Source organism: Phocaeicola sp. RTP21359st1_B8_RTP21360_211022 (assembly GCF_040911965.1).
Taxonomy (GTDB): Bacteria; Bacteroidota; Bacteroidia; order Bacteroidales; family Bacteroidaceae; genus Phocaeicola; species Phocaeicola vulgatus.
On sequence record NZ_JBDFXP010000007.1, the window covers coordinates 91676 to 115550 of the forward strand.

Below are 23875 nucleotides of genomic sequence, written 5' to 3' on the forward strand. Positions count from 1 at the left end.
TTGTTTTTTCTATTTATTTCAAGGTAAATAATTAAACAACGATTCAGTGACCAGATAGTACGGCAAATACTGTCTGGTTTTCTTTTTTTACATCCTTCTTTTATTCCATAGGCTAAAGTATTTTAAGGTTCAACAATTCTCATTTAAGGCTCACATAGATTTCATCTTTATCATTTATTGTATAATGCAATGATAATGAAAGACATAAGTTATCCATAACATTGGTAATATCTGTTTGAAGATCCAGTTTTCCTGACAATGACAAGGTCGTAATCTCTGCATCATACCGTATTTTACACCCATAATACCGCTCAAGCTTCTTTAAAACATCTCCTACGGGTCTTTGATGAAGCAGCAATAAATTATCCTTCCAACTGATGTATTCGGACACATCAACCTTACGTACCTGCGTTTTATTGCCTTTAATATCCACCAATTGATTAGGTGCTAATCTTACTTTGCTCTTATTCTCAGTAGTTACTTCCACGCTTCCACGTACTAAAACAACAGATGCAGCCTCATCCTCCCTATAGGCACAGACATTAAACGAAGTACCCAGCACGCGTATATCAAACTCTCTTGTTTTGACAACAAATGGGCAATCCTTCCTTTTGGCTACATCCAGATAAACCTCCCCCTCTACCAAGATTTCACGTTTCCGTTCTTCAAAAATATCCGGATATATCACTTTACTACCTGAATTTATATAAATTCTAGTACCATCAGAAAAAGTAATATCAGCTCTTTTCCCATTAGGAACCATTATTTGATGCATTTCATTCTTTACAGATGAAGCCTGGGATATTTTAGTATTTAATGCATACTGCTGAATATTCGAACTTCCTAAAGTATCATATTTTAAAGAAGCATCATTTTTCAGATTCATAGCTTGGTTATCTGTTATCAGAATCACCTCATCACCGCAAATGGAAGTCGTGTCATTCAGCAATGCTATATCAAACTCCGTACCCTCATCAACATTGGTACTCCACCAGTTCATAACTAAAGCCAAAGCAATCGCTGCCGCTATCGACAAAGACCACCTATAAATATGACGTCTGTGGGGAACCTTTTTTTCCCTTCCTACTCGTTTCATCACGTCCTGAAAAGATTTGTCTACATCAACAGATTCCAGTTCATCTGCTTCCCGAATCTTCTCAGTCAGGCATTGAACTGTTTTACGAAATTCATCTGAATTATATATTGTTTTTTTATTTTTCATCGAAAAACCTTTTTATTAAGAAAACGGTGCCCGATAAAAAAGGTACTCATAAAAAAGAAAAGAAATCACACTTTTCTTTGCATGAGCCTTCGCAAAACCAATAGACAAACCTTATATGACAAATAAAAGAACTTATTCATCACACAAATATCACTTCATTCCATGAAAACATGCCCAAATGATAAAACAACAATGATTGACTACTCGCTAAATCAAGAGAAGTGAAAAGCCCAAACACTACGCACAGGCACATGAACACAATGCACCAAGATACTGAAAATCCATATGGTTGAAACAGAGAAAAAGAATTCACGCAAACGTGCCAATGTACGCGACAAAAGATTCTTGCTTGATTGAGGATTCATACCTAAGATAGCGGATATTTCCTGATGGCTCAATTCTTTTACATAATATAAATACAGAATTTCACGCTGACGACCGGAAAGACGTGAAATTGCCTTAGCCAGCCTTCTTTCATTCTTCACATCCACATCATCTTTCTTAAATAAAGAATTTATTATTTCTTCGCCCATCGGAAAAAACTCATGGCATTCTTCAATCACTTCCATAGGACGTAAAGACTGAAACGCATCCAGCAGTTTATTTCTAAAAGAACAAAGCAAATACGCTTTTACATTATCAGTATAATGCAAATTCCTACAATTTAAAATCAACTTGACGAACAGATTCTGTATGGTATCGGCAACCAGCTCTCTGTCACCTACCATACGAATTCCATAGGAATACAATAACGAATAATAGCGTCGATAAACTTCTTCAAATGCCGCCGTTTCTCCTTTAATAAAAGATTCCCAAAGTTTAGTTTCACCATGTGTTCTATCAACCATAATACTAGCTCCTTAAAAACTTATTGAGCTTGCTCAGAGTTAAACTTAACAAGAAGGCAATATAAGAGATGAATCATGTAATGAATTCATCTCTTACTTTATAATACCTACATATTATTCAAACAGTTTACTGCGCGACAACATACAAGCACCGATGATCCCGGCTCTTTCTTTCAATTTAGATTCTACAATAACAGAATCACGGTTCATCAAGTTCAGTGTATATTTTCGAATAGCTGTAGTGATGGGTTGTGTCAAATAATCACCTGTACGTGACAATGCACCACCAATAATGACTAGCTCCGGATTAAATATATTAATAAGTCCCGCTACATGGCGACCTAATTTCACTCCGATTTCTTCCACCAGTTCAATACACAGCAAATCTTCCTTATTTACCGCATCAATGATATCATCCAAGGTCAAATCTTCCAAATTTTTCTTGGTATTGGAGATAATAGAGTTTTCACCATTATTAATATGTTCCAACAGAATACGATGCAAAGCAGCCCCCGAAACTTCCGTTTCTATGCATCCTTTTTTCCCACAATGGCAGATAATCTCATTCTCATATCCAAAATTATGCCCGAATTCGCCAGAGAAACCAGATTTTCCTTTATAAATCTTTCCATCAATGATAATTCCCATACCCAATCCCCAACTGACATTGATAAAGATGATATTCTTCTCACCTTTCACAACACCTTGCATATACTCACCGTAAATCATAGCACGAGTGTCGTTATCAATAGAAACACGATAACCACCCACCTTTTCTGATATGACATCCGTCAACGGGCGCTCATCAAAATTGAATATACTGTAACTATATCCCAAATCCGGATTCACACGCCCGGAAAGATTTACATTAATATTTAATATCTTATCTTTCTCAACACTGACTTTTTGAAGAAAATGTTTAATCAACTTACACAATTCGTCTAAACTCTCAGGGGTATTCTTCGCTTTAAAAGGAACATTCATTTTTAGCTGAACTACATCTCCTTTAAAATTTATCAACCCTAAGTTAATGGAAAACTGACGCACTTCAACACCTACAAAATATCCGGAATCTGCATTCAAACCATACAAACTGGGATGTCTTCCCCCACTGGTTTCCAGCTTTCCATAGTCGTTAATGTAACCTTCCTCACACATTTCATCAATGAATTTTGTAACTGTAGGCACACTTAAATCCATCTCTCTTGCTAAATCAGTAATCGTAGAGCTTCCATTATAAATATAATGGGTAATGATTTTCTTCTTCATCACAGCCATCTTTGAGCCCTTTTCAATTTCTTTCAACAAATTCTCACCCATAATAAAATATTCCGTTAATGTCCACAAATATAGTTATTTTTTTATGAAATCAAATCACATTTAAAGAGAATTTTCAAAAATTATTTTAGAAGATGTAAGCTAATTATCATTTTTTGTAACAATTCCATTTTCCATATACATTTAAAGAACGTTTCTAAGTCGCTTATTTATCTTTCTATTTATTAAAAGAGTGATTATTAATAAATAAATTTAGTTTTCACTTGTTGTTTTCATAAATCATTTATATATTTGCACGCAACATGATTAAGTAATATAAAATATTCATTTCAAATAAATTAAAGGCTATGGAAAAGATTCACGGATTAATTGACGCACCTTTTACTCCCTTTTATGAGAACGGAGAAGTAAATTATGAACCGATTGAAGCCTATTGCCAACTATTGGTTAGAAACGGACTTCAAGGCGTATTTATCAATGGTTCTTCCGGAGAGGGCTATATGCTGACAGAAGACGAACGCATGAAACTGGCTGAACGTTGGATGGAAGTAGCACCCGAAGGATTCAAAGTCATTGTCCATGTAGGAAGCACTTGTGTAAAATCAAGCAAACGTCTGGCGGAACACGCTCAGAAAATCGGAGCATGGGGTATCGGAGCAATGGCACCTCCTTTCCCGAAGGTAGGACGCATTGAGGAATTGGTGAAATACTGCGAAGAAATAGCATGCGGCGCTCCTGCACTTCCTTTCTATTTTTATCATATCCCAGCTTTCAACGGAGCATACCTCTCAATGGTAGCATTCTTGGAAGCCGTAGACGGTCGCATTCCTAATTTCGCCGGCATCAAATATACTTTCGAAAGCCTGTATGAATACAACCAATGCCGTTTATATAAAAATGGCAAATTCGACATGTTGCACGGCCAGGATGAAACGATCCTTCCATGTCTGGCTATGGGCGGTGCACAGGGCGGTATCGGTGGAACAACCAACTATAACGGCAAAGAACTCACAGGCATCATCGAAGCATGGAAAGCCGGTGATCTGGAATTGGCACGCGAACGCCAGAATTTCGCGCAGGAAGTTATCAATGTCATCTGTCACTATCGTGGAAACATCGTTGGCGGCAAACGCATCATGAAACTGATAGGGCTGGATTTAGGAAAGAACCGGACTCCATTCCAAAATATGACAGATGAGGAAGAAGCTGCCATGAAAGCCGAACTGGAAGCAATCAATTTCTTCGAAAGATGTAACAAATAAACCAGAACCACGATGTTTTCAATAGATTATATAAAAGAATGGTCAGAATCATACAAAACAGATCTGACCACTAATATCATGCCGTTTTGGCTGAAATACGGGCTGGACAAGGTCAATGGAGGTATTTATACCTGTGTTGACCGGGACGGCAGCTTGATGGACACCACCAAATCGGTGTGGTTCCAAGGAAGATTTGCTTTTATCTGTTCCTATGCGTATAATAATATAGAAAAGAACGAAGCATGGCTGGCAGCAGCTAAAAGTACAATAGACTTTATAGAAGCGCATTGTTTTGACTCTGACGGACGTATGTATTTCGAGGTGACTGCCGAAGGCACTCCCTTGCGCAAACGCCGTTATATTTTCTCGGAGTCATTCGCAGCCATCGCCATGTCGGAATATGCCATCGCATCCGGTGACCAGACGTATGCCGTAAAAGCATTAGACTTGTTCAAACGGATGCAGTATTTTATGGAAACACCGGGCATACTCCCTCCTAAATATCTGGATACTCTTCCTATGAAAGGACATTCCATCACAATGATCCTGATTAATGTAGCATCACGTATCCGCCAGGCCATTCAAGATGAAAGCTTCAACGGACAGATTGACGCTTCCATCGCCCAACTGCGCAAAGATTTCATGCATCCCGAATTCAAGGCGTTGCTTGAAACGGTAGGTCCCCATGGAGAATTCATCGACAGCAACATGGGCCGCACCATCAATCCGGGACATTGTATCGAGACAGCCTGGTTTCTGCTGGAAGAAGCCAAATACCGTAATTGGGACAAAGATATTACGGAGTTGGCCCTCACTATCCTTGATTGGTCTTGGGAGTGGGGATGGGACAAAGAATTCGGAGGTATCATCAACTTCAAAGACTGCAAGAACCTTCCGCCACAGGATTATTCCCAAGACATGAAATTCTGGTGGCCTCAGACAGAGGCTATCATCGCTACTTTGTATGCATATTTAGCAACCGGAAATGAAAAATACCTTGACATGCACAAGCAAATCAGCGATTGGACATACACCCATTTCCCTGATAAAGAGTGTGGAGAATGGTTTGGATATCTCCATCGTGACGGCACGCCTGCACAAATGGCCAAGGGTAACCTGTTCAAAGGCCCGTTCCACATTCCAAGAATGATGATCAAGGGCTATACATTATGCGAGGAAATACTCGACAGCAAAAAATCACATTTATAAAGCCCTTTATCTATTAGCATGAAAAACAGTAAAATTTATCCTTGGGTTGTAGTAGGATTATTATGGGGTGTCGCCCTGTTGAATTACATGGACCGGCAAATGTTGTCCACAATGAGAGATGCCATGGCGGTGGATATCACCGAGCTTCAGTCAGCTGCCAATTTTGGGCGACTGATGGGAGTCTTTCTTTGGATATATGGCTGTATGAGCCCTATAGCCGGAATGGTGGGCGACCGCATGAACCGCAAATGGCTTATTGTTGGCAGTTTGTTTGTATGGTCGGCCGTCACTTATCTGATGGGAATCGCCGACACCTATAATGAAGTTTTTTTCCTTCGCGCCTTGATGGGAATCAGCGAAGCGCTCTATATTCCTGCCGGATTGTCACTGATCGCCGACTATCACTCCGATAAGTCACGTTCATTAGCCATCGGTATTCACATGACCGGGCTCTACACCGGGCAGGCCATCGGAGGTTTCGGCGCTACAGTAGCCGCTGCTTTTTCCTGGCATACAACCTTTCATTGGTTCGGCATCGCCGGCATCGCATACGCCGTAATTTTGATGCTTTTTCTACATGAAAAGAAGGATAGAATACAAATTGAACAAATAAATTCACCTTCCGGTAAAGAAAAAAGCAATTTATTGAAGGGATTATCATTACTTTTCAGTAATATTGCATTCTGGGTGATTCTGCTATATTTCGCAGCCCCCAGTTTACCGGGATGGGCAACCAAAAACTGGTTACCTACCTTGTTCGCCGAGAACCTGAATATACCGATGTCACAAGCCGGCCCCATGTCGACTATCACCATCGCGCTATCCTCGTTCATTGGCGTAATTATTGGTGGAACCTTATCCGATAAGTGGGTGCAAAGAAATATAAAAGGACGTGTGTACACGGGTGCCATCGGCTTGGGACTTACTATTCCATCCCTGCTTTTACTAGGGTTCGGACACAGTTTCGTAGCTGTTGTGGGAGCTGGATTATTATTCGGAATCGGTTATGGTATCTTCGATGCCAACAATATGCCGATTCTATGCCAGTTCGTATCATCCAAACACCGTGCTACCGCCTATGGTATCATGAATATGACAGGCGTGTTTGCGGGAGCAGCCATTACCGAAGTCTTGGGAAAGTGGACAGACGGAGGTAAGTTGGGACTGGGATTTGCCATGTTGGCTATTATTGTGCTTATCGCACTGGTAGTACAATTGACATTCCTCCGTCCCAAAACGGATAATATGGAATAACCCGTATAGTTAACTTAACACTTAAAACTTAAAAAAGAAAGAACCATGAGAGTAATTATTGAATCTGATTACCAAGCGCTGTCACAATGGGCGGCAAACTATGTAGCTAGTAAAATCAATGCGGCAAATCCGACTCCTGAAAAACCTTTTGTTTTAGGTTGTCCCACAGGATCTTCACCGCTAGGCATGTACAAAGCGCTGATAGAACTGAACAAGCAGGGAAAAGTATCTTTCCAGAATGTCGTTACTTTCAATATGGACGAATATGTAGGCTTGCCTGAAGATCATCCAGAAAGCTACCATACATTTATGTGGAAAAACTTTTTTAACCATATTGATATAAAGAAAGAAAATGTACATATCCTGAACGGAAATGCCGAAGACCTGGAAGCAGAATGCGCCAACTACGAAAAACAAATAGCCGAAATCGGAGGCATCGACCTGTTTATGGGAGGTATCGGTCCCGACGGACATATCGCATTCAACGAGCCGGGCTCATCTTTGTCTTCACGCACACGTATCAAAACACTGACTACAGACACAATCATTGCAAACTCACGTTTCTTTGACAATGACGTGAACAAAGTACCTAAAACTGCGTTAACAGTAGGTGTAGGGACTGTCCTTTCAGCCAAAGAAGTTCTGATTATCTGCAACGGGCACAACAAAGCACGTGCTTTGCAACATGCCGTTGAAGGTGGTATTACACAAATGTGGACTATCAGTGCATTACAAATGCACCAGCATGGCATTATTGTTTGTGACGAAGCCGCTACAGACGAACTGAAAGTCGGTACCTACAAATATTTCAAAGACATCGAAAAAGCTAATTTGTAATTTATGAGAACAAACTTAAGTTCGCAGATTTCTCTGAACAGAGTATCTCCGAAATATTATAAACCCGAAAATGCGGTGGAACGTTCTGTCTTGACCCGCTGCGAAAAAGTGCCTACCGACATCTATGAAACGATGGAGGAAGGCGTGCAGCACATTGCCAACGAAATTACGGCAAAAATTCAGGAACGTCAGCGCGAAGGAAAGTTCTGCGTGATTGGGGCTGGAACCGGTGCTTCATTACGGCCGCTTTATGCCGAACTGGTCCGTAAACATAAAGATGAAGGACTAAGTTTCCGTAACGTAGTAATTTTCAATTTATATGAATATTACCCTTTGGCTTCCGAAGGGGCTGGAAGCAGTTTCTCACAGCTGAACGACTTATTCCTAAGCCAAATCGACATCGATAAACAAAATGTATTCACCATCGACGGAACGATTCCGCAGGAAGCTGTCATCGAATACTGCCGCCTGTACGAACAACGTATCCAGACTTTTGGCGGTATAGACATCGTATTAATGGGCATTGGTCGTGAAGGCAATATTGCCATGAACGAGCCGGGATCAAGCTTGAGCTCCCCTACCCGACTGATTTTGATTGACTCAACCTCGCGTGCTGAAGCTGCACACAACTTGGGAGTGGACAATCTCCCTCCCTGTTCTATCACGATGGGTGTGGCAACTATTATGGCTGCCCGCAAAATCTATTTGCTGGCATGGGGAGATGACAAAGCCGATATCATCAAGAAAGCGGTGGAAGACAAAGTGAGCGACACTCTGCCCGCTTCTTATCTGCAAATGCATAACAATGCAAATGTCTGCATAGATCTGGCAGCGGCTTCTCACCTTACCCGTATCCAACGTCCGTGGCTGGTAACCAATTGCGAATGGAACGACAAATTGATTCGCAGCGCTATTGTATGGTTGTGTATGCGTGTCAAAAAACCGATTCTGAAACTGACCAACAAAGATTACAATGAAAACGGACTGAGCGAACTGCTGGCACTCTACGGTTCTGCTTACAACGTAAATATCAAAATATTCAATGACTTGCAGCACACCATCACCGGATGGCCCGGCGGCAAGCCCAATGCAGATGACACCTATCGCCCCGAACGGGCAAAACCATTCCCGAAACGCGTGGTAGTCTTCTCTCCGCACCCGGATGATGACGTAATCTCAATGGGTGGAACTTTACGGCGTTTGGTTCAGCAAGGTCACGAAGTACACGTAGCATACGAAACTTCCGGAAACATTGCCGTAGGCGATGAAGAAGTAGTACGTTTCATGCACTTCATCAACGGTTTCAACCAACTTTTTGATGAAAACTCCAACGAAACCATCAAAAACAAATACGCTGAAATCAAGAAATTCCTTGCCGCCAAGAAAGAAGGCGATATGGACAGCCGCGATATCCTGACCATTAAAGGACTGATCCGTCGTGGCGAAGCCCGTACTGCAAGTACTTACAATCAAATTCCATTGAACCGTGTCCACTTCCTCGACTTGCCGTTCTATGAAACAGGAAAAATCGAGAAGAACCCTATCAGTGAAGCCGATGTGGAAATCGTTTTACAGTTACTACGTGACGTAAAACCCCACCAAATTTATGTGGCCGGTGACCTTGCCGACCCGCACGGAACCCATCGTGTCTGCACAGACGCAGTGCTTGCCGCTATCGACATCGAAAAAGAAGCCGGTGCCGAATGGTTGAAAGATTGCCGCATCTGGATGTATCGTGGCGCATGGGCGGAATGGGAAATTGAAAACATTGAAATGGCCGTACCGTTCAGTCCGGAAGAATTGCGTGCTAAACGTAACTCCATCTTAAAGCATCAGTCTCAGATGGAAAGCGCACCGTTCCTGGGCAACGACGAACGTCTGTTCTGGCAAAGAAGTGAAGACCGCAACCGGGGTACCGCTGCTTTGTATGACCAACTTGGTTTGGCATGTTATGAAGCAATGGAGGCCTTCGTGGAATACGTACCCCTATAATTTAAGAAACAACCTAACCTAATTTTATACTAACCTTTAACCAAAAAACCGAAAATCCCCGACGGATGTGATATCCCTCGGGGATTATTTTTAGATTTCCATTTATTGCAAATGATATCCCATAGTCATCCTCACCACAGCTACCTGCTTCGAGCAACACACCCCAAACTACATCTCATAATTCATTAATCCCATAGCCAAACAAAGCAAAATCCCCCAGACAAGGATCTTCGGGAAAAACCTCAGCCAAAGCCGCAGTAATAGTTCTTGCGTTATTCAGCGTATAAGATTTACTTCGGGTCAGCCCCAATCTGAAAGCCATCTCACTGACATGTGTATCCAAAGGGATAATCAACTCACATGGAGAGAAATTCCTCCAGATTCCAAAATCCACTTCCGAATCGCGACGGATCATCCAGCGCAGAAACATATTCAATTTCTTTTGCGGCGCCTTATCCGACACTCCAAACAAACGGCAAAGACGTTGCATCGGAGTTCCATCCGTTTCGCAAAGAAGAGCATCCTCCATACTCTCATACCTATCATATATAGTATACAGCCAATGAAACAATTGTGCCATTCTATTTTTTGAAACCGTCCGATAGAACGACTCCTCACCACAGAAATCAGTTTTCCAGTTCCCGGACAACACATACTGCAAAGGCTGCCGGTCCATTATGGAATCCAGCCGTTCTGCCGCCTTCAGTATTTGAGGGCGGGCTCCGAAACTAAGAAAAGCAGTCAGAAAAGCACTGATTTCAATATCCGCTTTGAAATGATAGCGATGCGGGAACTGTACCGGATCAGAAGAAATAAAATCAGAGTTATGATACCGGTCAGCATATTTCCGCAAAAAATCAGCCACCGCCATCCGGCTCTCATGAGTTTGCCGTTCTGTAATATAAGACATGAATCGCTCTTGTTCGTTCTTTCGGGTCATAAATAAAACGTTTATGATTTGTACACAAAGGTATATTAAAATAAAATAGATTGCATTTTCAGAAATCAAATTCCATCCTTAATCCTCAACTTGCCTTTTCTATATTCTTTAGGTGAAATCCCCACATATTGCTTAAAATACTTTCCAAAGAAAGACTGCGTAGGGAAATTCAATTGGTCTGCAATCTCCTTGATACTCAGATCCGATCCTTCAAGCAACTGTTTTGCCTCGGTAATCACCATTTGCACAATCCATTGCAAAGCACTATTTCCCGACTTCTCTTTAATGATGGTGGAAAAATAACGTGGAGTAATATGCTGCATCCTCGCATAATAAGCAACATCACGCTCCTTTCTATACAAACGGAAAAGAGCCAGCATGAAATTCTGAAAAATCACATCCTTCTTGTTCTGCGGCAAGGGCTGCATGGGTTGGTTGGCAAAATACATATTCAATATCTCATAGCAGAAAGTCTGCCCCATTGACTTGATCAGTTCCAAAGTCAGGCGTTGTTGCTGCAAATTCACCTCTTGCACATCCTCCGCCTCTATCCTCTCCCGCAAATTATCCAACAGATACTCCAAATGAGCACGTTGCTTATCCGAAAGTGATATACAAGGATGCTTCCGCATAAAAAGCTGGTTTTCCACATTGATTACCCTATTGACGATAGGAATGATATAATCTAAATCCACTTCAACCATAACCCCTTCCGCATCCTCACTCTTATGAAGCAGATGCACCAAGGTAGAAGCCATGTAAATATACACATCACCGGGATTTATCTGAAAATGCTTATCTTCCAGTGAAACCTCCACATTCCCTTTCCGGCAAAAGAAAAGGCCACATTTATTAAATGTCGAAATAATCTGTCCGTCTTTAAAGGCATACAGTTCACTATCCGAAAGAAATCTAAAGAGAAAAGGCATCTGTTGTCTGTCCATCAATCTATACATTCTTTAATTTACTGCAAAATAAATACAAATCGTAAACTTTCCAGCTACATAACAACCCAAAAATATACAAATCGGACAATTTATCATTCATATCAACCTTTTCTATCCTCTTGCTTCGGAATAACTTTGTATCAGAAAACTAATTGCACGAAAATCATAGTAGTATGAAACGAATTTATCTTATTCTAACAGGTATTTCCTTGATCTTACTAAGTTCCTGCGCACAACGTGCCCGGGAAGCCAAAGGTCATCAGACAGTAAAAATAGACACAGTTGTTTCTGCCGACAAACAAACGTTCCTGCAATTTCCGGGAAAGGTAAAAGCCGCACAAGATATCAGCCTTGCCTTCCGGGTAAGCGGAACCATCAGCAAAATACATGTAAAAGACGGCGCCCGTGTACAAGAGGGACAATTACTGGCCGAACTGGACCCCACCGACTATCAAGTACAACTGGATGCTACTGAAGCAGAATACCAGCAAATAAAAGCGGAAGCAGAAAGGGTCATGGCTCTTTACAAAGACAACGGAACCACCCCCAACGCCAATGACAAAGCCGTATACGGGCTCAAGCAAATCACCGCCAAGTACAAACACCATAAAGATCAGTTGGCTTACACCCGGCTCTATGCTCCTTTCAACGGGTATGTCCAGAAACGCCTGTTCGAAGCTCACGAAACCATCGGAGCCGGAATGCCCGTCATTGCCATGATCAGCGGCCGAACCCCCGAAGTGGAAATAAATCTGCCTGCGGCCGAATATATCCGCCGGGAGCAGTTCGACAATTATCACTGCACATTTGATATCTATCCGGGCGAAACCTACCCGCTGAAACTAATCAGTGTCACCCCGAAAGCCAACGCAAACCAACTATACACCATGCGCCTGCAAGTAGTACCCGGCACACGGGCTATCCCTTCTCCCGGCATGAACACCATGGTAACCATCCTTTGCCGTACAGAGCAGGAGAATACTCTTTCTGTCCCTACCGGCGCCATCCTGCAAAAAGAAGGCAAAGCGTATGTGTTCGTCTTTCATCCATCCAGCAATACCGTACACAGACAGGAAGTATCCATACTGCGTTTGTTGAACAACGGACACAGTCTCATCACTTCCAGACAACTGCACCCGGGAGAGCAGATTGTATCCTCGGGCGTACACCACATTGAGGATGGAGAAATTGTAAAACCTTTGTCACCGGTCACTAACACAAATATAGGAGGATTATTATAATGGACATCAGTAAATGGGCATTCCGGAACAGGAATCTGATTTATTTCCTGATAGCGGTTCTGCTGCTCGGCGGAGCCTACTCCTGCTATCAGATGAGCAAATTGGAAGACCCCGAAATAAAAGTGAAACTTGCCATGGTGGTCACCACCTATCCGGGTGCTTCCGCGCACCAGGTAGAACTGGAAGTAACGGATGTGCTTGAAAAGAACATCCGCACCATGGGCAACATTGACAATATAGAAAGTTATTCATACAACGACCTGTCCCTGATACAGATAGAACTGCTGAGCACCGTGCCGGACGATGACGTGGAACAATGCTGGGACATGCTGCGCCGCAAAGTAAGCGACGCCCGCGCCCTGTTGCCCGAAGGAGCCACCACCCCGATAGTCAAAGATGACTTCGGAAATGTATATGGCATGTTCTATGCCCTGACAGGTGACGGACTGTCCGACCGTAAACTGTCCGACTATGCCGAACTGGTAAAACGGGAAGTGAACGAACTGGAAGGGGTAGACCGTGTGGAACTCTACGGCAAACGTTCCGAATGCATCAATATCTCCCTGTTGCAAGACCGTATGGCAAACCTCGGTGTTAAACCTGCAGAAGTACTGGCAACCTTGAACGGCCAGAACAAAACCACCTATACAGGATATTATGAAAATGGTGAAAACCGTATCCGCGTCACAGTAAACGACAAATTCAAAACCGTAGAAGATATCGGAAAAATGCTGATTCAAGGACACGATGACGACCAGCTTCGCCTGAGTGATATCGCCCGTATAGAGAAAGCCTACGAGGACCCCACACGCAATGAAATGTTCTATGACCATGAACGCGCTCTCGGTATACTCATCGCTGCCTCCAGTGGTTCGGACATTATAAAAGTAGGCCATGCCGTAGAAAGCAAGTTGGAAGAACTCAAAGCCGAACGTCTGCCCGCAGGAGTGGAATGCCACAAAATCTTCTATCAGCCCGAACGGGTAGGCAGCTCTTTGGGAACCTTTGTCATCAACCTGATAGAATCCGTCATCATCGTAGTACTGATACTGATGATAGCAATGGGGTTCAAGAGCGGCCTTATCATAGGTATCAGCCTGGTCATCACCGTATTCGGTTCTTTTCTGTTCCTTTATTCGGCAGGCGGAACCATGCAGCGCGTATCATTGGCTGCTTTTGTACTGGCAATGGGCATGTTGGTAGACAACGCCATCGTCATCATAGACGGCATACTGGTAGACTTGAAGGCCGGCAAAAACCGGATGGAAGCCATGACCGCCATCGGAAGACAGACAGCCATGCCTCTTCTGGGCGCGACACTGATAGCCATCATCGCCTTTCTACCCATCTACATGTCCCCCGACACCGCAGGCGTCTACACGCGCGACCTTTTCATCGTACTTGCCGTTTCCCTGTTACTGAGCTGGATATTGGCACTGATCCATGTACCACTGATGGCCGACCGCCGGCTGCATCCTGCCATAGATACTGACAGTACCGGAAAGCGAGTATACAAAGGTAAAATCTATGCCACCCTCCGTTCGGCACTGCGGTTCGGTCTGGCCCACCGGTGGAGTTTTGTATTTGCCATGACCGGTCTGTTGCTGCTTTCCGTTTTCGGCTACCAATATATGCGTCAGGGCTTTTTCCCCGACATGGTTTACGACCAGCTTTATATGGAATACAAACTTCCGGAAGGGAATAACTATACACGTGTGGTTCGAGATTTGGAAGAAATAGAAACCTATCTGAAAGGACGGGAGGAAATAACCCACGTCACCACCTCCATAGGCGGTACGCCCGGACGCTATAATCTGGTACGGAGCATTGCCAACCCCTCACTTTCGTACGGCGAACTGATTATCGACTTCACCTCACCGGAAACCTTGGTAGAACATATAGACGAAATCCAAGCTTACCTCTCCCAAGCCTATCCGGACGCATACATCAAATTGAAAAGATATAATCTGATGTTCAAGAAATATCCCATAGAGGCGCAATTTCTGGGTCCCGATCCTGCCATCCTGCACCAACTGGCCGACAGCGCCCGCGCCATCATGGAAAGGACTCCGGAAGTCTGCCTCATCACCACCGACTGGGAACCTCAAGTACCCGTACTGACCATCGAATACGACCAGCCGTCCGCCCGTGCCCTCGGCCTGAGCCGTAATGATGTCAGCCTTTCCCTGCTCACAGCCACCGGAGGCATTCCTATCGGCTCTTTCTACGAAGGTATCCACAAAAACAACATCTACCTGAAATGCCTCGACGAGAAAGGAGAACCGATAGAGGACCTGGGCAACGCACAAGTCTTCTCGTCTCTGCCTTCCCTGAACGGACTGTTGAACGAGGAAACCATGGTGAAGCTGAAAGCCGGCACACTTTCGAAAGAAGATTTGGTGGAAAGCATCATGGGAAGTACACCGCTGAAACAAATCAGCAAAGAGATTGATATCCGGTGGGAAGATCCGGTAGTTCCCCGTTACAACGGGCAGAGAAGCCAGCGGGCACAATGTTCGCCCGCACCCGGCATTGAAACGGAAAAAGCACGTCTTGCCATCGCGGAACAGATAGAAAACATACCATTACCCGAAGGTTATTCACTGGTATGGCAAGGAGAAAAGATAGCCAGCGACCAGTCCATGAAGTACCTGTTCCAAAATTTCCCGTTAGCCATCATTCTGATGATTGCCATCCTCATCATGCTGTTCAAAGATTATCGCAAACCCATCATCATCTTCTGCTGTATTCCGATGATATTTGTAGGGGTGGTAGCGGTCATGCTGCTCACAGGAAAAGTCTTCAATTTCGTGGCTATTGTAGGCACATTGGGATTGATCGGCATGCTGATTAAAAACGGTATTGTGCTGATGGATGAAATCACCCTTCAGATCAATGAAGGAGTAGAACCAATCACCGCACTGATAGACAGTTCCCAAAGCCGTCTCCGCCCGGTCATGATGGCCTCGCTGACAACGATTCTGGGTATGATTCCCTTGCTGTCCGATGCCATGTTCGGTTCCTTGGCGGCAGCTATCATGGGCGGATTGCTATGCAGCACACTGATCACGCTGCTCTTTATCCCTATATTATATGCCTTGTTCTTCAAGATAAAAAACGATTGATTCATTTCACTGACATACAAAACCGAGAATAAATGAAAAAGACAATGATACTCCCCCTCTGCTGTCTGCTGTGGCATCTTGCCACCCCCGCATGGGCACAGGAAACACTGAGTCTGAAAGAGTGCCGCGAAATGGCATTAAAATACAACAAGGAAATGGCGGCTTCCGTGAAACAGACGGAAAGTGCCCGTTATACAGCCAAGAGTTACAAAGGGAACTTCTTCCCCAACTTCACCGTCAGCGGAACAGGACTTTACAGTAATGCCGACGGTAGTTACGGCATAGCCGGAGGCAACCTGCCCGTCTTTCTGCCCGATGGAACAGGACAGTTCAATCCGGGACAACCCGCAGGCTTTGCCTACTTCCCCGGCATTAACCTGGACTATAAAATAGGATGGGTCTATATGGGCGGTGTGCAAATGGAACAGCCCCTCTACATGGGCGGTAAAATCCGTGCCGCCTACAAAATGTCCTTGCTGGGCAAAGAAATGGCACAAATGAATGAAAATCTGACCGCAACAGAAGTCATTCAGAAAACAGATCAGGCATACGCTCTGGTAGTAAAAGCAAAGGAGATGAAAACAGTAGCCGATGCATACCACGCTGTATTGACGGAACTAAAAAATAACGTAGAGAGTGCTTACAAACATGGGCTTAAACCTCAGAATGATGTATTGAAAGTACAAGTAAAGCTGAATGAAAGCGAGCTAGGTATCCGAAAAGCCGAGAATGCTCTCCGCCTGGCTACCATGAACCTCTGCCACCTGATAGGGAAACCACTGACCACACAAGTTCATGTTTCCGGAGATTTCCCGGAGATAGAGAAAGACCTGGAAGTACAGGTACTGGATATCACCCGCCGTCCGGAATACGGAATACTGGACAAACAAGTGGCGATAGCCCGCCAGCAGGTGAAACTGAACCGCAGTGAACTGCTTCCCAAAGTAGGGATCAAAGGCTCATATGACTATGTACATGGTTTGGAACTGAACAACAAGAATTTCCTGGACGACGCCAGTTTCTCTGTCCTTCTGAATGTAAGCATCCCCTTGTTCCATTTCGGAGAACGCAGCAACAAAGTACGTGCAGCCAAAGCCAAACTGGAACAGACCCGCCTTCAACAGCAAAACCTGAACGAGCAAATGTTACTGGAACTGACCCAAGCCGCCAACAATCTGGACGAAGCAAAGCTGGAAAGCGAACTTGCCGACCGTTCCCTGCAACAGGCGGAAGAGAACAGGCGTGTCAGCAAAAGCCAGTACGAAGTAGGTCTGGAAACACTCTCCGACCATTTGGAAGCCCAAGCGTTATGGCAACAGGCTTACGAAACGAAAGTTGACGCCCGTTTCCAACTTTATCTGAACTACGTGGCCTATCTGAAAGCGGCGGGGGTCTTGCATGACAAGCTGTAAGTCTCTTGTTCCGAGTTCAGATTGAGTACAAATACAAGCAATCCCTCCTTCTCCGGAGTTTTATAAATGTGCTGCCACTGCTACCACCCACTCTACTGGAACCACCATGAACAAGGCGTTTCAACGGGTGGTGGCAGCACATTTTTTTATGGGTAAAAAGTGCTGCCACCACCACTTTCCCTCTCTTTTTATTCCCAAACGGATAAAAAAGGGGCTATACTTCGGCTATACCTTCCTGCTTGCGCAGCACATACACCGCATGAGAATGCTTTCCTTCTTTGTCCAATCTCTTCTCCTCATACCAAGCCTTCAGTTCGTAGGCCGCCGTAGTGCGCGCCACCCCCAGCCATTCCGAATAGGCCAGACGTGTAATGGAACCGTGTTCTTTCAGATAAGCCTCCAGCAACGTCCAACGCTCCTCCTTGCTACGCTTTTTCACCGTAGGCAAGAAGCCGAACTCGGCACGGAGGATGTCTGTTTCCTGCCGCACCCGCTTCACCAGTTCCGGCACCGGACGGAAGTTCACCTTCTTTATCCTCACGGATGCCGCACGTATCTCCTTCCGGTCTGTCACCTCACGCGAGGACAAGGCAAGAGAAAACGTACCCAGGCCGTCCAGCCTCACATTTTTTCCTTGCCGCAAATGGGATACAACCATATCGGCCACCTCCTGTAGCACTCCCACCACACAGCCCGCCGAATATGCGCTATGCTTGGACAACTCCTTCACTATGTGATCGGTAGTAATCGTTTCCTTCACCACTACCGCCGGATAAAGCACCGGTTTGCCGTCCTTTTCCTTGAAAGGGTTGGCCTTGAAATCATATTTTATATCCATCATTAAAAGATTTGATCTGTATCCGCAAGCCCTTTCTGCTCTATGGTTAAGGGTTCTCTTCCTTTTGTATTCTATCTCCATAAGCTTTGGACTTGACTCCAAAGGCTATGGAGTTATCTCCAAAGGTTATGGAGTCAACTCCGCAACCTATGGAGATAGAACACATCTGGACAAAGATACTTAATCTTTAGGGGAAAAAGGCTTAATATAAAGGAAAAGATGGATTAAGGAGAAAAATAATCAGGTAGTCGACTCATTCTTAAAAAACTAAATGAATAAACAAAAGGATACGCGATATACAGGAAGATACCCTGATAAAAAGATTGGGTATCTGCGGAGAACAACGGTTTCATTGTATTCTGCGGACAGACAGAACGGTTTATAACCAAACATCAAAGGAAATATATTTGATGCAAAAGAAAGAATATCATTTTTTTATCCTATTTTTGTGTTGGCAACAAACTAATACCATAATACACAGACTGATGAAAACCACTATTTTACTTGGCTTATTATTGACCCTTACGGTTTCATGCAAACACCATTCCAACCCCGTAACTACCGAAGAAAACTTCCACACCCAAGAAGCCAACCGTCTGGTAGCAGAAGCGAGGAACCTATGGTTGCCTCCTTTAGACAGCACTTTCTTCTTTAATGACAGTGAACATATATCTATAAACGACAAGGAAATATGGGCCAAACTTGACAGCGCATTAGCCATTGACCCTACCAATATAAAAGTATATGTGGGAAGAATCAGTTATTTATCAGCCTGCAAAAAGTACCATGAGATTCTGTCTGTACTCCGGCAAGCTGAAAAACAATCCACCCTCAATGCCGACTTATGGTCAATGAAAGCGATGTTTGAAGATTATTTCGGAGACAGCCTTACCGCCCAAAAAAATTATCGGTCTGCCGATTCCGCCTATGCCATCCTCATAAAAGAATATGCTACAGACAGTCTCAGGTATGCCGGTTCCCGCATCAACCGCGCACTGAACATGGCATTGATGACTGATAATATTGCGATTCTTGAAGAAGAGGTGGAACTCACTAAAAAAATATTTCCCAAGACATGGAAAGGACTGGACAGTAGTTTTTACGGGAAAAATAAAAAAGACTTTTTCGACAAATGCTTTAATGTCCGCAAAAAGTAATCCAGCCTGCTACATCAAGAAAATTACAAATCATTGCATTTGAAAGAACAGACCTGTAATACCTACTTTCAATACAAAGACTTTTATAGCATAAAGGTGTAACTTTCTCTTCTTTTCACCGACTAACCTAATAAAAACACCTTTGAAAGCTGATGAGTATAGAACAGGAATTTGCCGACAAGCTAGTGCAATACAAGCACATCATTTACAAGGTATGCTTCATGTATGCAGACAACAAGGACGATGTGAACGACCTTTTTCAAGAGTCTGTATTCAATATATGGAAGTCATACAAAAACTTCCGGGGGGAAAGTTCGTTTGTCACATGGGTTTACCGCATATCCCTGAACACGTGTATCTCGGACTTCCGAAAGAAAAAGAAGTATGACTATGTACCTTTGGAACAGCAGGTAGATATTCTGGAAGATTGTGAACACAACGAACTGCTGAAAGAAATGTATTCACTCATCAAACGACTGAACAAGGTGGACCGTATGTTTATCCTGCTCTGGCTGGACGAGAAATCATACGATGAGATAGCCGAAATCACCGGAACGAACCGCAATAATGTCGCGATAAAACTGCACCGTATAAAAGAGAAATTAAAAAATATGTCGAACTTGTAATCATACAATTATATGGAACTTGAAGAATTGCAAAAAGCATGGAAAGAGTTGAATGAACGGGTCAGCCAGAATGAACTGGTTCATCAGCAACAGATTATAGAAATGTTGTCACGACAAAAAGAAAGTTGCCTGCAAAGAATGCTGAGGATGGACAAAATAGCTTCTATATTTATGTTAGGAGTAACGATTCTAATGTTCGTTGATTTTATTCATTTGAACGGTAAATTAGTGTTTTGGCCGGCAATATTCGGACTTCTGCTATATGCTCTTACAGTCAACTTTGCAGGAGTTATTTTATTGACTAAAATAAAAAAAGAAACAAACCTTGAAATGCAAATAAAGAATATACTCCGATATAAAATGCTTATCAATTGGAGTTATATCATCGGATATTTGCTGGTAACTCCTTTTATATGCATATTCCTTTACACCTACCGCCACCTGTGGTGGCTCATGATAACAATGTTTGGTTTAATCTTAGCAGGTGTACTGACAGACTACTTCCTCTTCCATCATGTATCGGACAGAATTAAAGAATTGACACACGTCAATAAAGAGTTGATGGAACTGAAAAAGAAGCATAAAGAATAAATTTTCACTCTACAGTGAGGGTACTTAGCCGGATATTTTATTCCTTTGTACCCTCAATCAGAATAAAAAGCACTTTATGTTTCAACTGTATCTGCTGCTTCGTCTGAAAAATTTTGGAAGAATAGTTATAGAATTGGGTATCTTCAGAATAGTCTTCCTTACCATCTTAACGGTGGCTGCCATCATGATATTATTCTTAGCAGAAAACCGTTTCGCTATTCCTGTGGTATGCGTTCTCTTATTAGCCGGTTATCATAATGTCCGGGAAGACAAAGAGTTTTTACGCACTTTAACGCCTCATCTTTCTGTGTTCCTGATAAAAGAATACACCTTGATCGCATTACCTTTTGCCGGAATAGAAATAATAAAAGGACAATTTACCGACGCTATCGGCTTATGGCTGTTCGCCGCCTTATTACCTTTCCTGAAAGAAATAAAACTGGAACACAAGCCTGTCCGTCTTCCTTTTCTTTACAAAGGAAGTTATGAATATATACGAATATTCCGCCAATCTTTCTGGGTCTATATCCTACTCTTTCTTTTTGCAACCGCAGGAACCGTACACGGAAATATAAAAATAAACAAAGTATGTCTCATACTATGGGGATTGGTACAGGCATCAGGCTATCTGCAAACAATGGACAACAGATATCTTCTTCATTTCAAAAATTTCAAGACTTTATGCCTTTTCCAACTAAAAAGCATAGCATGGAATGTTTTCATCACCTCCATTCCTTTCAGCTTAGCGCTTATAGCGTCTACCTATGACCAAGATGAAATCCTCTTTTTCTTATCTTATTATACTGCCACCTTAATTTATGCCATTGGTATCGGTATGTTGCGCCATATCATCCCATCCCCCCTATTGTTGTTTATTGTGCAATTAAGTATATTAATGCCTTTTTATTTAGGCTCTCTTTTTGTTCCAATTATTTTAATACCCGGCATAGCACTTACAGCATTGCTGACCTGCCATGCGCACAAACGCTTAAAAAGATTATTATGATAGAAGTGAATGATTTACATAAAAGTTTCGGTAAGGTCAAAGTATTAAACGGCATTCATTTGGAGTATCACCCTGGAAAAATATATGGCTTGGTGGGCGAGAATGGAGCCGGAAAGACTACTTTATTCAATTGTATAATGGGAATCTATGATTATACCGGAAGCATAACCAAAAGCAAAACTTTAAAAACAGGTTATCTGTCTGCATCCAACTTCTTTTATTCCCAAATCACGGGTCTTGAACACTTGGAATTCTGTATGAAGGCCAAAGGTCTGCCGGTCAATACACCCACCATTCAACATTTAAATGAAATTTTCCAACTGCCCCTTGACAGGTATGCTGCCGAATATTCTACCGGAATGAAAAAGAAACTGGGATTTATGGCATTATTGTTGCAAGACAATGACGTATTTATTCTTGACGAGCCGTTCAATGGGGTGGACTTGAAGGGATGTATCCTGATGAAAAGACTCATCCGGCAACTGAAAGCAAAAGAAAAGACGGTGATAATTTCCTCACATCTCATTGCCTCGCTAAGGGAAATATGTGATATTATCCACTATCTGAACGAAGGGGGTATTTACAAAGAATACCATGAAGAAACAACAGAAGAGATAGAAGAGGATATATTATGCAATACTAAAAGCTGATTCATCTATCATGATGAAACAAATATAACAGTGGTTTTACCACTGAACTACCATGAAAAAATAGAATGAAAACCTAAAGAAATATTTGTTCATAATGCATTGTTTTTATAATTAAAGAAAATCTCCTTTCACCATAACAAATTGTAAATCAATAGAATTATAATCCGTTTGGTGTGAAAGGAGATTTTATAAAGTCCTGTTTCCGTTCTTATTCAGCCGGTTCTTACAAAGTACAAGTTCCTTCGACCAGCTTGCCCATTGCCCATACGGCACGGATATTCAAGTCCTGGTCAAGAATCAAGATATCGGCATCTTTGCCTTTCTGAAGTGAGCCCTTGCGGTCATATACTCCCATAATCCTGGACGGAGTTTCCGAAGCCATACGGACAGCATCTTCCAATGGGATTTCTGCCTTTTGCACCAAGGTACGGATCAAACGGTCCATGGTAGCCACACTGCCTGCCAAAGCAGAACGGTCGGCCAGTTTGCACACACCATCCTCGATAATGACACGAGGATCGAAAGCTACATTGCTTTCACTGGCGGCACATGCCAAAGCATCGGTAATAACACAAGCACGTTCCACACCCTTAATCTTATATATCAGGCGCAAGATAGTAGGAGGAACATGAATACCATCGGCTACCACTTCCACTGTCATATCGTCTATCAGATAGATACTTTCTACTGTACCTTCATATTTATACTCCCGACGCTTATGGAAGCCCGGCATCGCATTATAGAAATGTGTAGCATGAGAATAACCGGACTCCCAGGCTGCACGGATATCTTCATATTCGGCCTGTGTATGTGCCACAGAAGCCAAGATGCCTTTTCCTGTGATATACTTACCAAACTGCATAGCACCCGGCAATTCGGGTGCAGCATCCCAACGCTTGATACAGCCCCACTTCTCTACAATAGGGATATATTCCTTTGGATCCGGGTCTTTTATGTTTTCAGGCATCTGACCGCCTGCCATCTTCATATTAAGGTAATGCCCTTCAAGATGAAGACCAAGTACCGGACTGTCCGGTTCCGCCATCAACCTGGTACAAGTTTCGGCAGCTGCCTCAATCATCGGTACGGTAGAAGAAGACAACGTTGGAAAAATACTGGTAGTACCATGTTTCATGTGAGCATTAATGGCTGTACGGAAAGCCTCTTCCGTACCTTCCATAAAATCACCGCCACCACCACCATGACAATGGATTTCCACACCACCGGGAACAACATACATACCTTTAGCGTCAATCAGCTCGGCTCCGATAACAGCTAAATCACAATTGGTAACTTCTAAAATCTTATTGTCGCGCATAAGGACAGATCCGTCCTTCAACCAGCCCTGTGGGGTAAGAATCTTTGCGTTAATGATTTGGGTCAACATGATACTATGATAAGTTAGAATTTTTAATTGGCATATTAAATTTGCCAACAAAA

20 protein-coding genes are annotated in these 23875 nt (G+C 43.1%); 13 read left to right on the top strand and 7 right to left on the bottom strand.

Features of this window, described 5'->3' with window-relative positions:
• Positions 1 to 139: 139 nt before the first annotated feature.
• The 3 genes from AB5062_RS05415 to AB5062_RS05425 all read right to left on the bottom strand — a co-directional run bounded on the left by AB5062_RS05415 (position 140) and on the right by AB5062_RS05425 (position 3390).
• Positions 140 to 1222 carry a FecR family protein gene (locus tag AB5062_RS05415; RefSeq protein WP_032952346.1) on the bottom strand — a complete coding sequence of 361 codons (1083 nt, stop codon included), beginning with the start codon at positions 1220 to 1222 and terminating at the stop codon, positions 140 to 142.
• 212 nt (positions 1223 to 1434) lie between these two features.
• On the bottom strand, positions 1435 to 2070 hold the full coding sequence (locus AB5062_RS05420; RefSeq protein ID WP_005839721.1) for an RNA polymerase sigma factor: 636 nt from the start codon (positions 2068 to 2070) through the stop codon (positions 1435 to 1437).
• 114 nt (positions 2071 to 2184) lie between these two features.
• A complete protein-coding gene (locus AB5062_RS05425) occupies positions 2185 to 3390 on the bottom strand; it encodes an ROK family transcriptional regulator (protein WP_005851321.1) in 1206 nt (401 codons plus the stop codon).
• Between the two features lie 305 nt (positions 3391 to 3695).
• Here AB5062_RS05425 and AB5062_RS05430 point away from each other — a divergent pair, with 305 nt between their 5' ends.
• From AB5062_RS05430 to AB5062_RS05450, 5 genes are read left to right on the top strand one after another with little or no spacing between them, the layout of a single operon-like run.
• Positions 3696 to 4610, top strand: a complete 915-nt coding sequence (locus AB5062_RS05430; RefSeq protein WP_005851319.1) for a dihydrodipicolinate synthase family protein — start codon at positions 3696 to 3698, stop codon at positions 4608 to 4610.
• 12 nt (positions 4611 to 4622) lie between these two features.
• Complete coding sequence (locus tag AB5062_RS05435; protein WP_008671464.1) at positions 4623 to 5819, top strand: AGE family epimerase/isomerase; 1197 nt, start codon at positions 4623 to 4625, stop codon at positions 5817 to 5819.
• 18 nt (positions 5820 to 5837) lie between these two features.
• Entirely contained in the window at positions 5838 to 7073 is a 1236-nt protein-coding gene (locus tag AB5062_RS05440) for an MFS transporter (RefSeq protein ID WP_005839713.1), read from the top strand.
• 45 nt (positions 7074 to 7118) lie between these two features.
• Positions 7119 to 7910 carry a glucosamine-6-phosphate deaminase gene (gene nagB / locus AB5062_RS05445; RefSeq protein ID WP_005839711.1) on the top strand — a complete coding sequence of 264 codons (792 nt, stop codon included), beginning with the start codon at positions 7119 to 7121 and terminating at the stop codon, positions 7908 to 7910.
• Positions 7911 to 7913: 3 nt separating this feature from the next.
• Positions 7914 to 9902 (top strand): glucosamine-6-phosphate deaminase, encoded by a 1989-nt coding sequence (locus AB5062_RS05450; RefSeq protein WP_005839709.1) that lies wholly within the window; start codon positions 7914 to 7916, stop codon positions 9900 to 9902.
• Between the two features lie 175 nt (positions 9903 to 10077).
• On the opposite strand, the gene AB5062_RS05455 is transcribed toward AB5062_RS05450, so the two are convergent.
• Both AB5062_RS05455 and AB5062_RS05460 read right to left on the bottom strand, forming a co-directional pair.
• The gene (locus AB5062_RS05455; protein ID WP_032952345.1) at positions 10078 to 10842 is read right to left on the bottom strand and encodes a TIGR02757 family protein; all 765 of its coding nucleotides are present in this window, start codon (positions 10840 to 10842) and stop codon (positions 10078 to 10080) included.
• Positions 10843 to 10907: 65 nt separating this feature from the next.
• A complete protein-coding gene (locus AB5062_RS05460) occupies positions 10908 to 11786 on the bottom strand; it encodes a helix-turn-helix domain-containing protein (protein WP_005851311.1) in 879 nt (292 codons plus the stop codon).
• 176 nt (positions 11787 to 11962) lie between these two features.
• Here AB5062_RS05460 and AB5062_RS05465 point away from each other — a divergent pair, with 176 nt between their 5' ends.
• From AB5062_RS05465 to AB5062_RS05475, 3 genes are read left to right on the top strand one after another with little or no spacing between them, the layout of a single operon-like run.
• Positions 11963 to 13030: an efflux RND transporter periplasmic adaptor subunit gene (locus AB5062_RS05465; RefSeq protein WP_368326848.1), complete on the top strand. Its 1068-nt coding sequence runs from the start codon at positions 11963 to 11965 to the stop codon at positions 13028 to 13030.
• Positions 13030 to 16155 (top strand): efflux RND transporter permease subunit, encoded by a 3126-nt coding sequence (locus AB5062_RS05470; protein WP_118292393.1) that lies wholly within the window; start codon positions 13030 to 13032, stop codon positions 16153 to 16155. Before AB5062_RS05465 ends, AB5062_RS05470 begins: the two co-directional genes overlap by 1 nt.
• A 32-nt stretch (positions 16156 to 16187) precedes the next feature.
• Positions 16188 to 17567, top strand: coding sequence for a TolC family protein (locus AB5062_RS05475; protein ID WP_117596742.1), 1380 nt, complete (start codon positions 16188 to 16190; stop codon positions 17565 to 17567).
• A 214-nt stretch (positions 17568 to 17781) separates the two neighbouring features.
• Here the strand turns inward: AB5062_RS05475 and AB5062_RS05480 are convergent, their stop codons facing one another.
• Positions 17782 to 18408: an HU family DNA-binding protein gene (locus tag AB5062_RS05480; protein ID WP_005839697.1), complete on the bottom strand. Its 627-nt coding sequence runs from the start codon at positions 18406 to 18408 to the stop codon at positions 17782 to 17784.
• A gap of 482 nt (positions 18409 to 18890) precedes the next feature.
• On the opposite strand from AB5062_RS05480, the gene AB5062_RS05485 reads away from it, so the two are divergent.
• The 5 genes from AB5062_RS05485 (at position 18891) to AB5062_RS05505 (ending at position 22435) form a co-directional block, all read left to right on the top strand.
• Positions 18891 to 19562: a hypothetical protein gene (locus AB5062_RS05485; RefSeq protein ID WP_005851301.1), complete on the top strand. Its 672-nt coding sequence runs from the start codon at positions 18891 to 18893 to the stop codon at positions 19560 to 19562.
• A gap of 152 nt (positions 19563 to 19714) precedes the next feature.
• Positions 19715 to 20188, top strand: a complete 474-nt coding sequence (locus tag AB5062_RS05490) for an RNA polymerase sigma factor (protein WP_005839693.1) — start codon at positions 19715 to 19717, stop codon at positions 20186 to 20188.
• A gap of 12 nt (positions 20189 to 20200) precedes the next feature.
• Positions 20201 to 20779 (top strand): hypothetical protein, encoded by a 579-nt coding sequence (locus AB5062_RS05495; protein WP_005839691.1) that lies wholly within the window; start codon positions 20201 to 20203, stop codon positions 20777 to 20779.
• Between the two features lie 76 nt (positions 20780 to 20855).
• Entirely contained in the window at positions 20856 to 21785 is a 930-nt protein-coding gene (locus AB5062_RS05500) for a hypothetical protein (protein ID WP_118292392.1), read from the top strand.
• Positions 21782 to 22435 (top strand): ATP-binding cassette domain-containing protein, encoded by a 654-nt coding sequence (locus tag AB5062_RS05505; RefSeq protein WP_005840406.1) that lies wholly within the window; start codon positions 21782 to 21784, stop codon positions 22433 to 22435. The genes AB5062_RS05500 and AB5062_RS05505 overlap by 4 nt, the downstream gene beginning before the upstream one ends.
• A 223-nt stretch (positions 22436 to 22658) precedes the next feature.
• On the opposite strand, the gene nagA is transcribed toward AB5062_RS05505, so the two are convergent.
• Positions 22659 to 23822: an N-acetylglucosamine-6-phosphate deacetylase gene (gene nagA / locus AB5062_RS05510; protein ID WP_005840408.1), complete on the bottom strand. Its 1164-nt coding sequence runs from the start codon at positions 23820 to 23822 to the stop codon at positions 22659 to 22661.
• Positions 23823 to 23875: the final 53 nt, after the last annotated feature.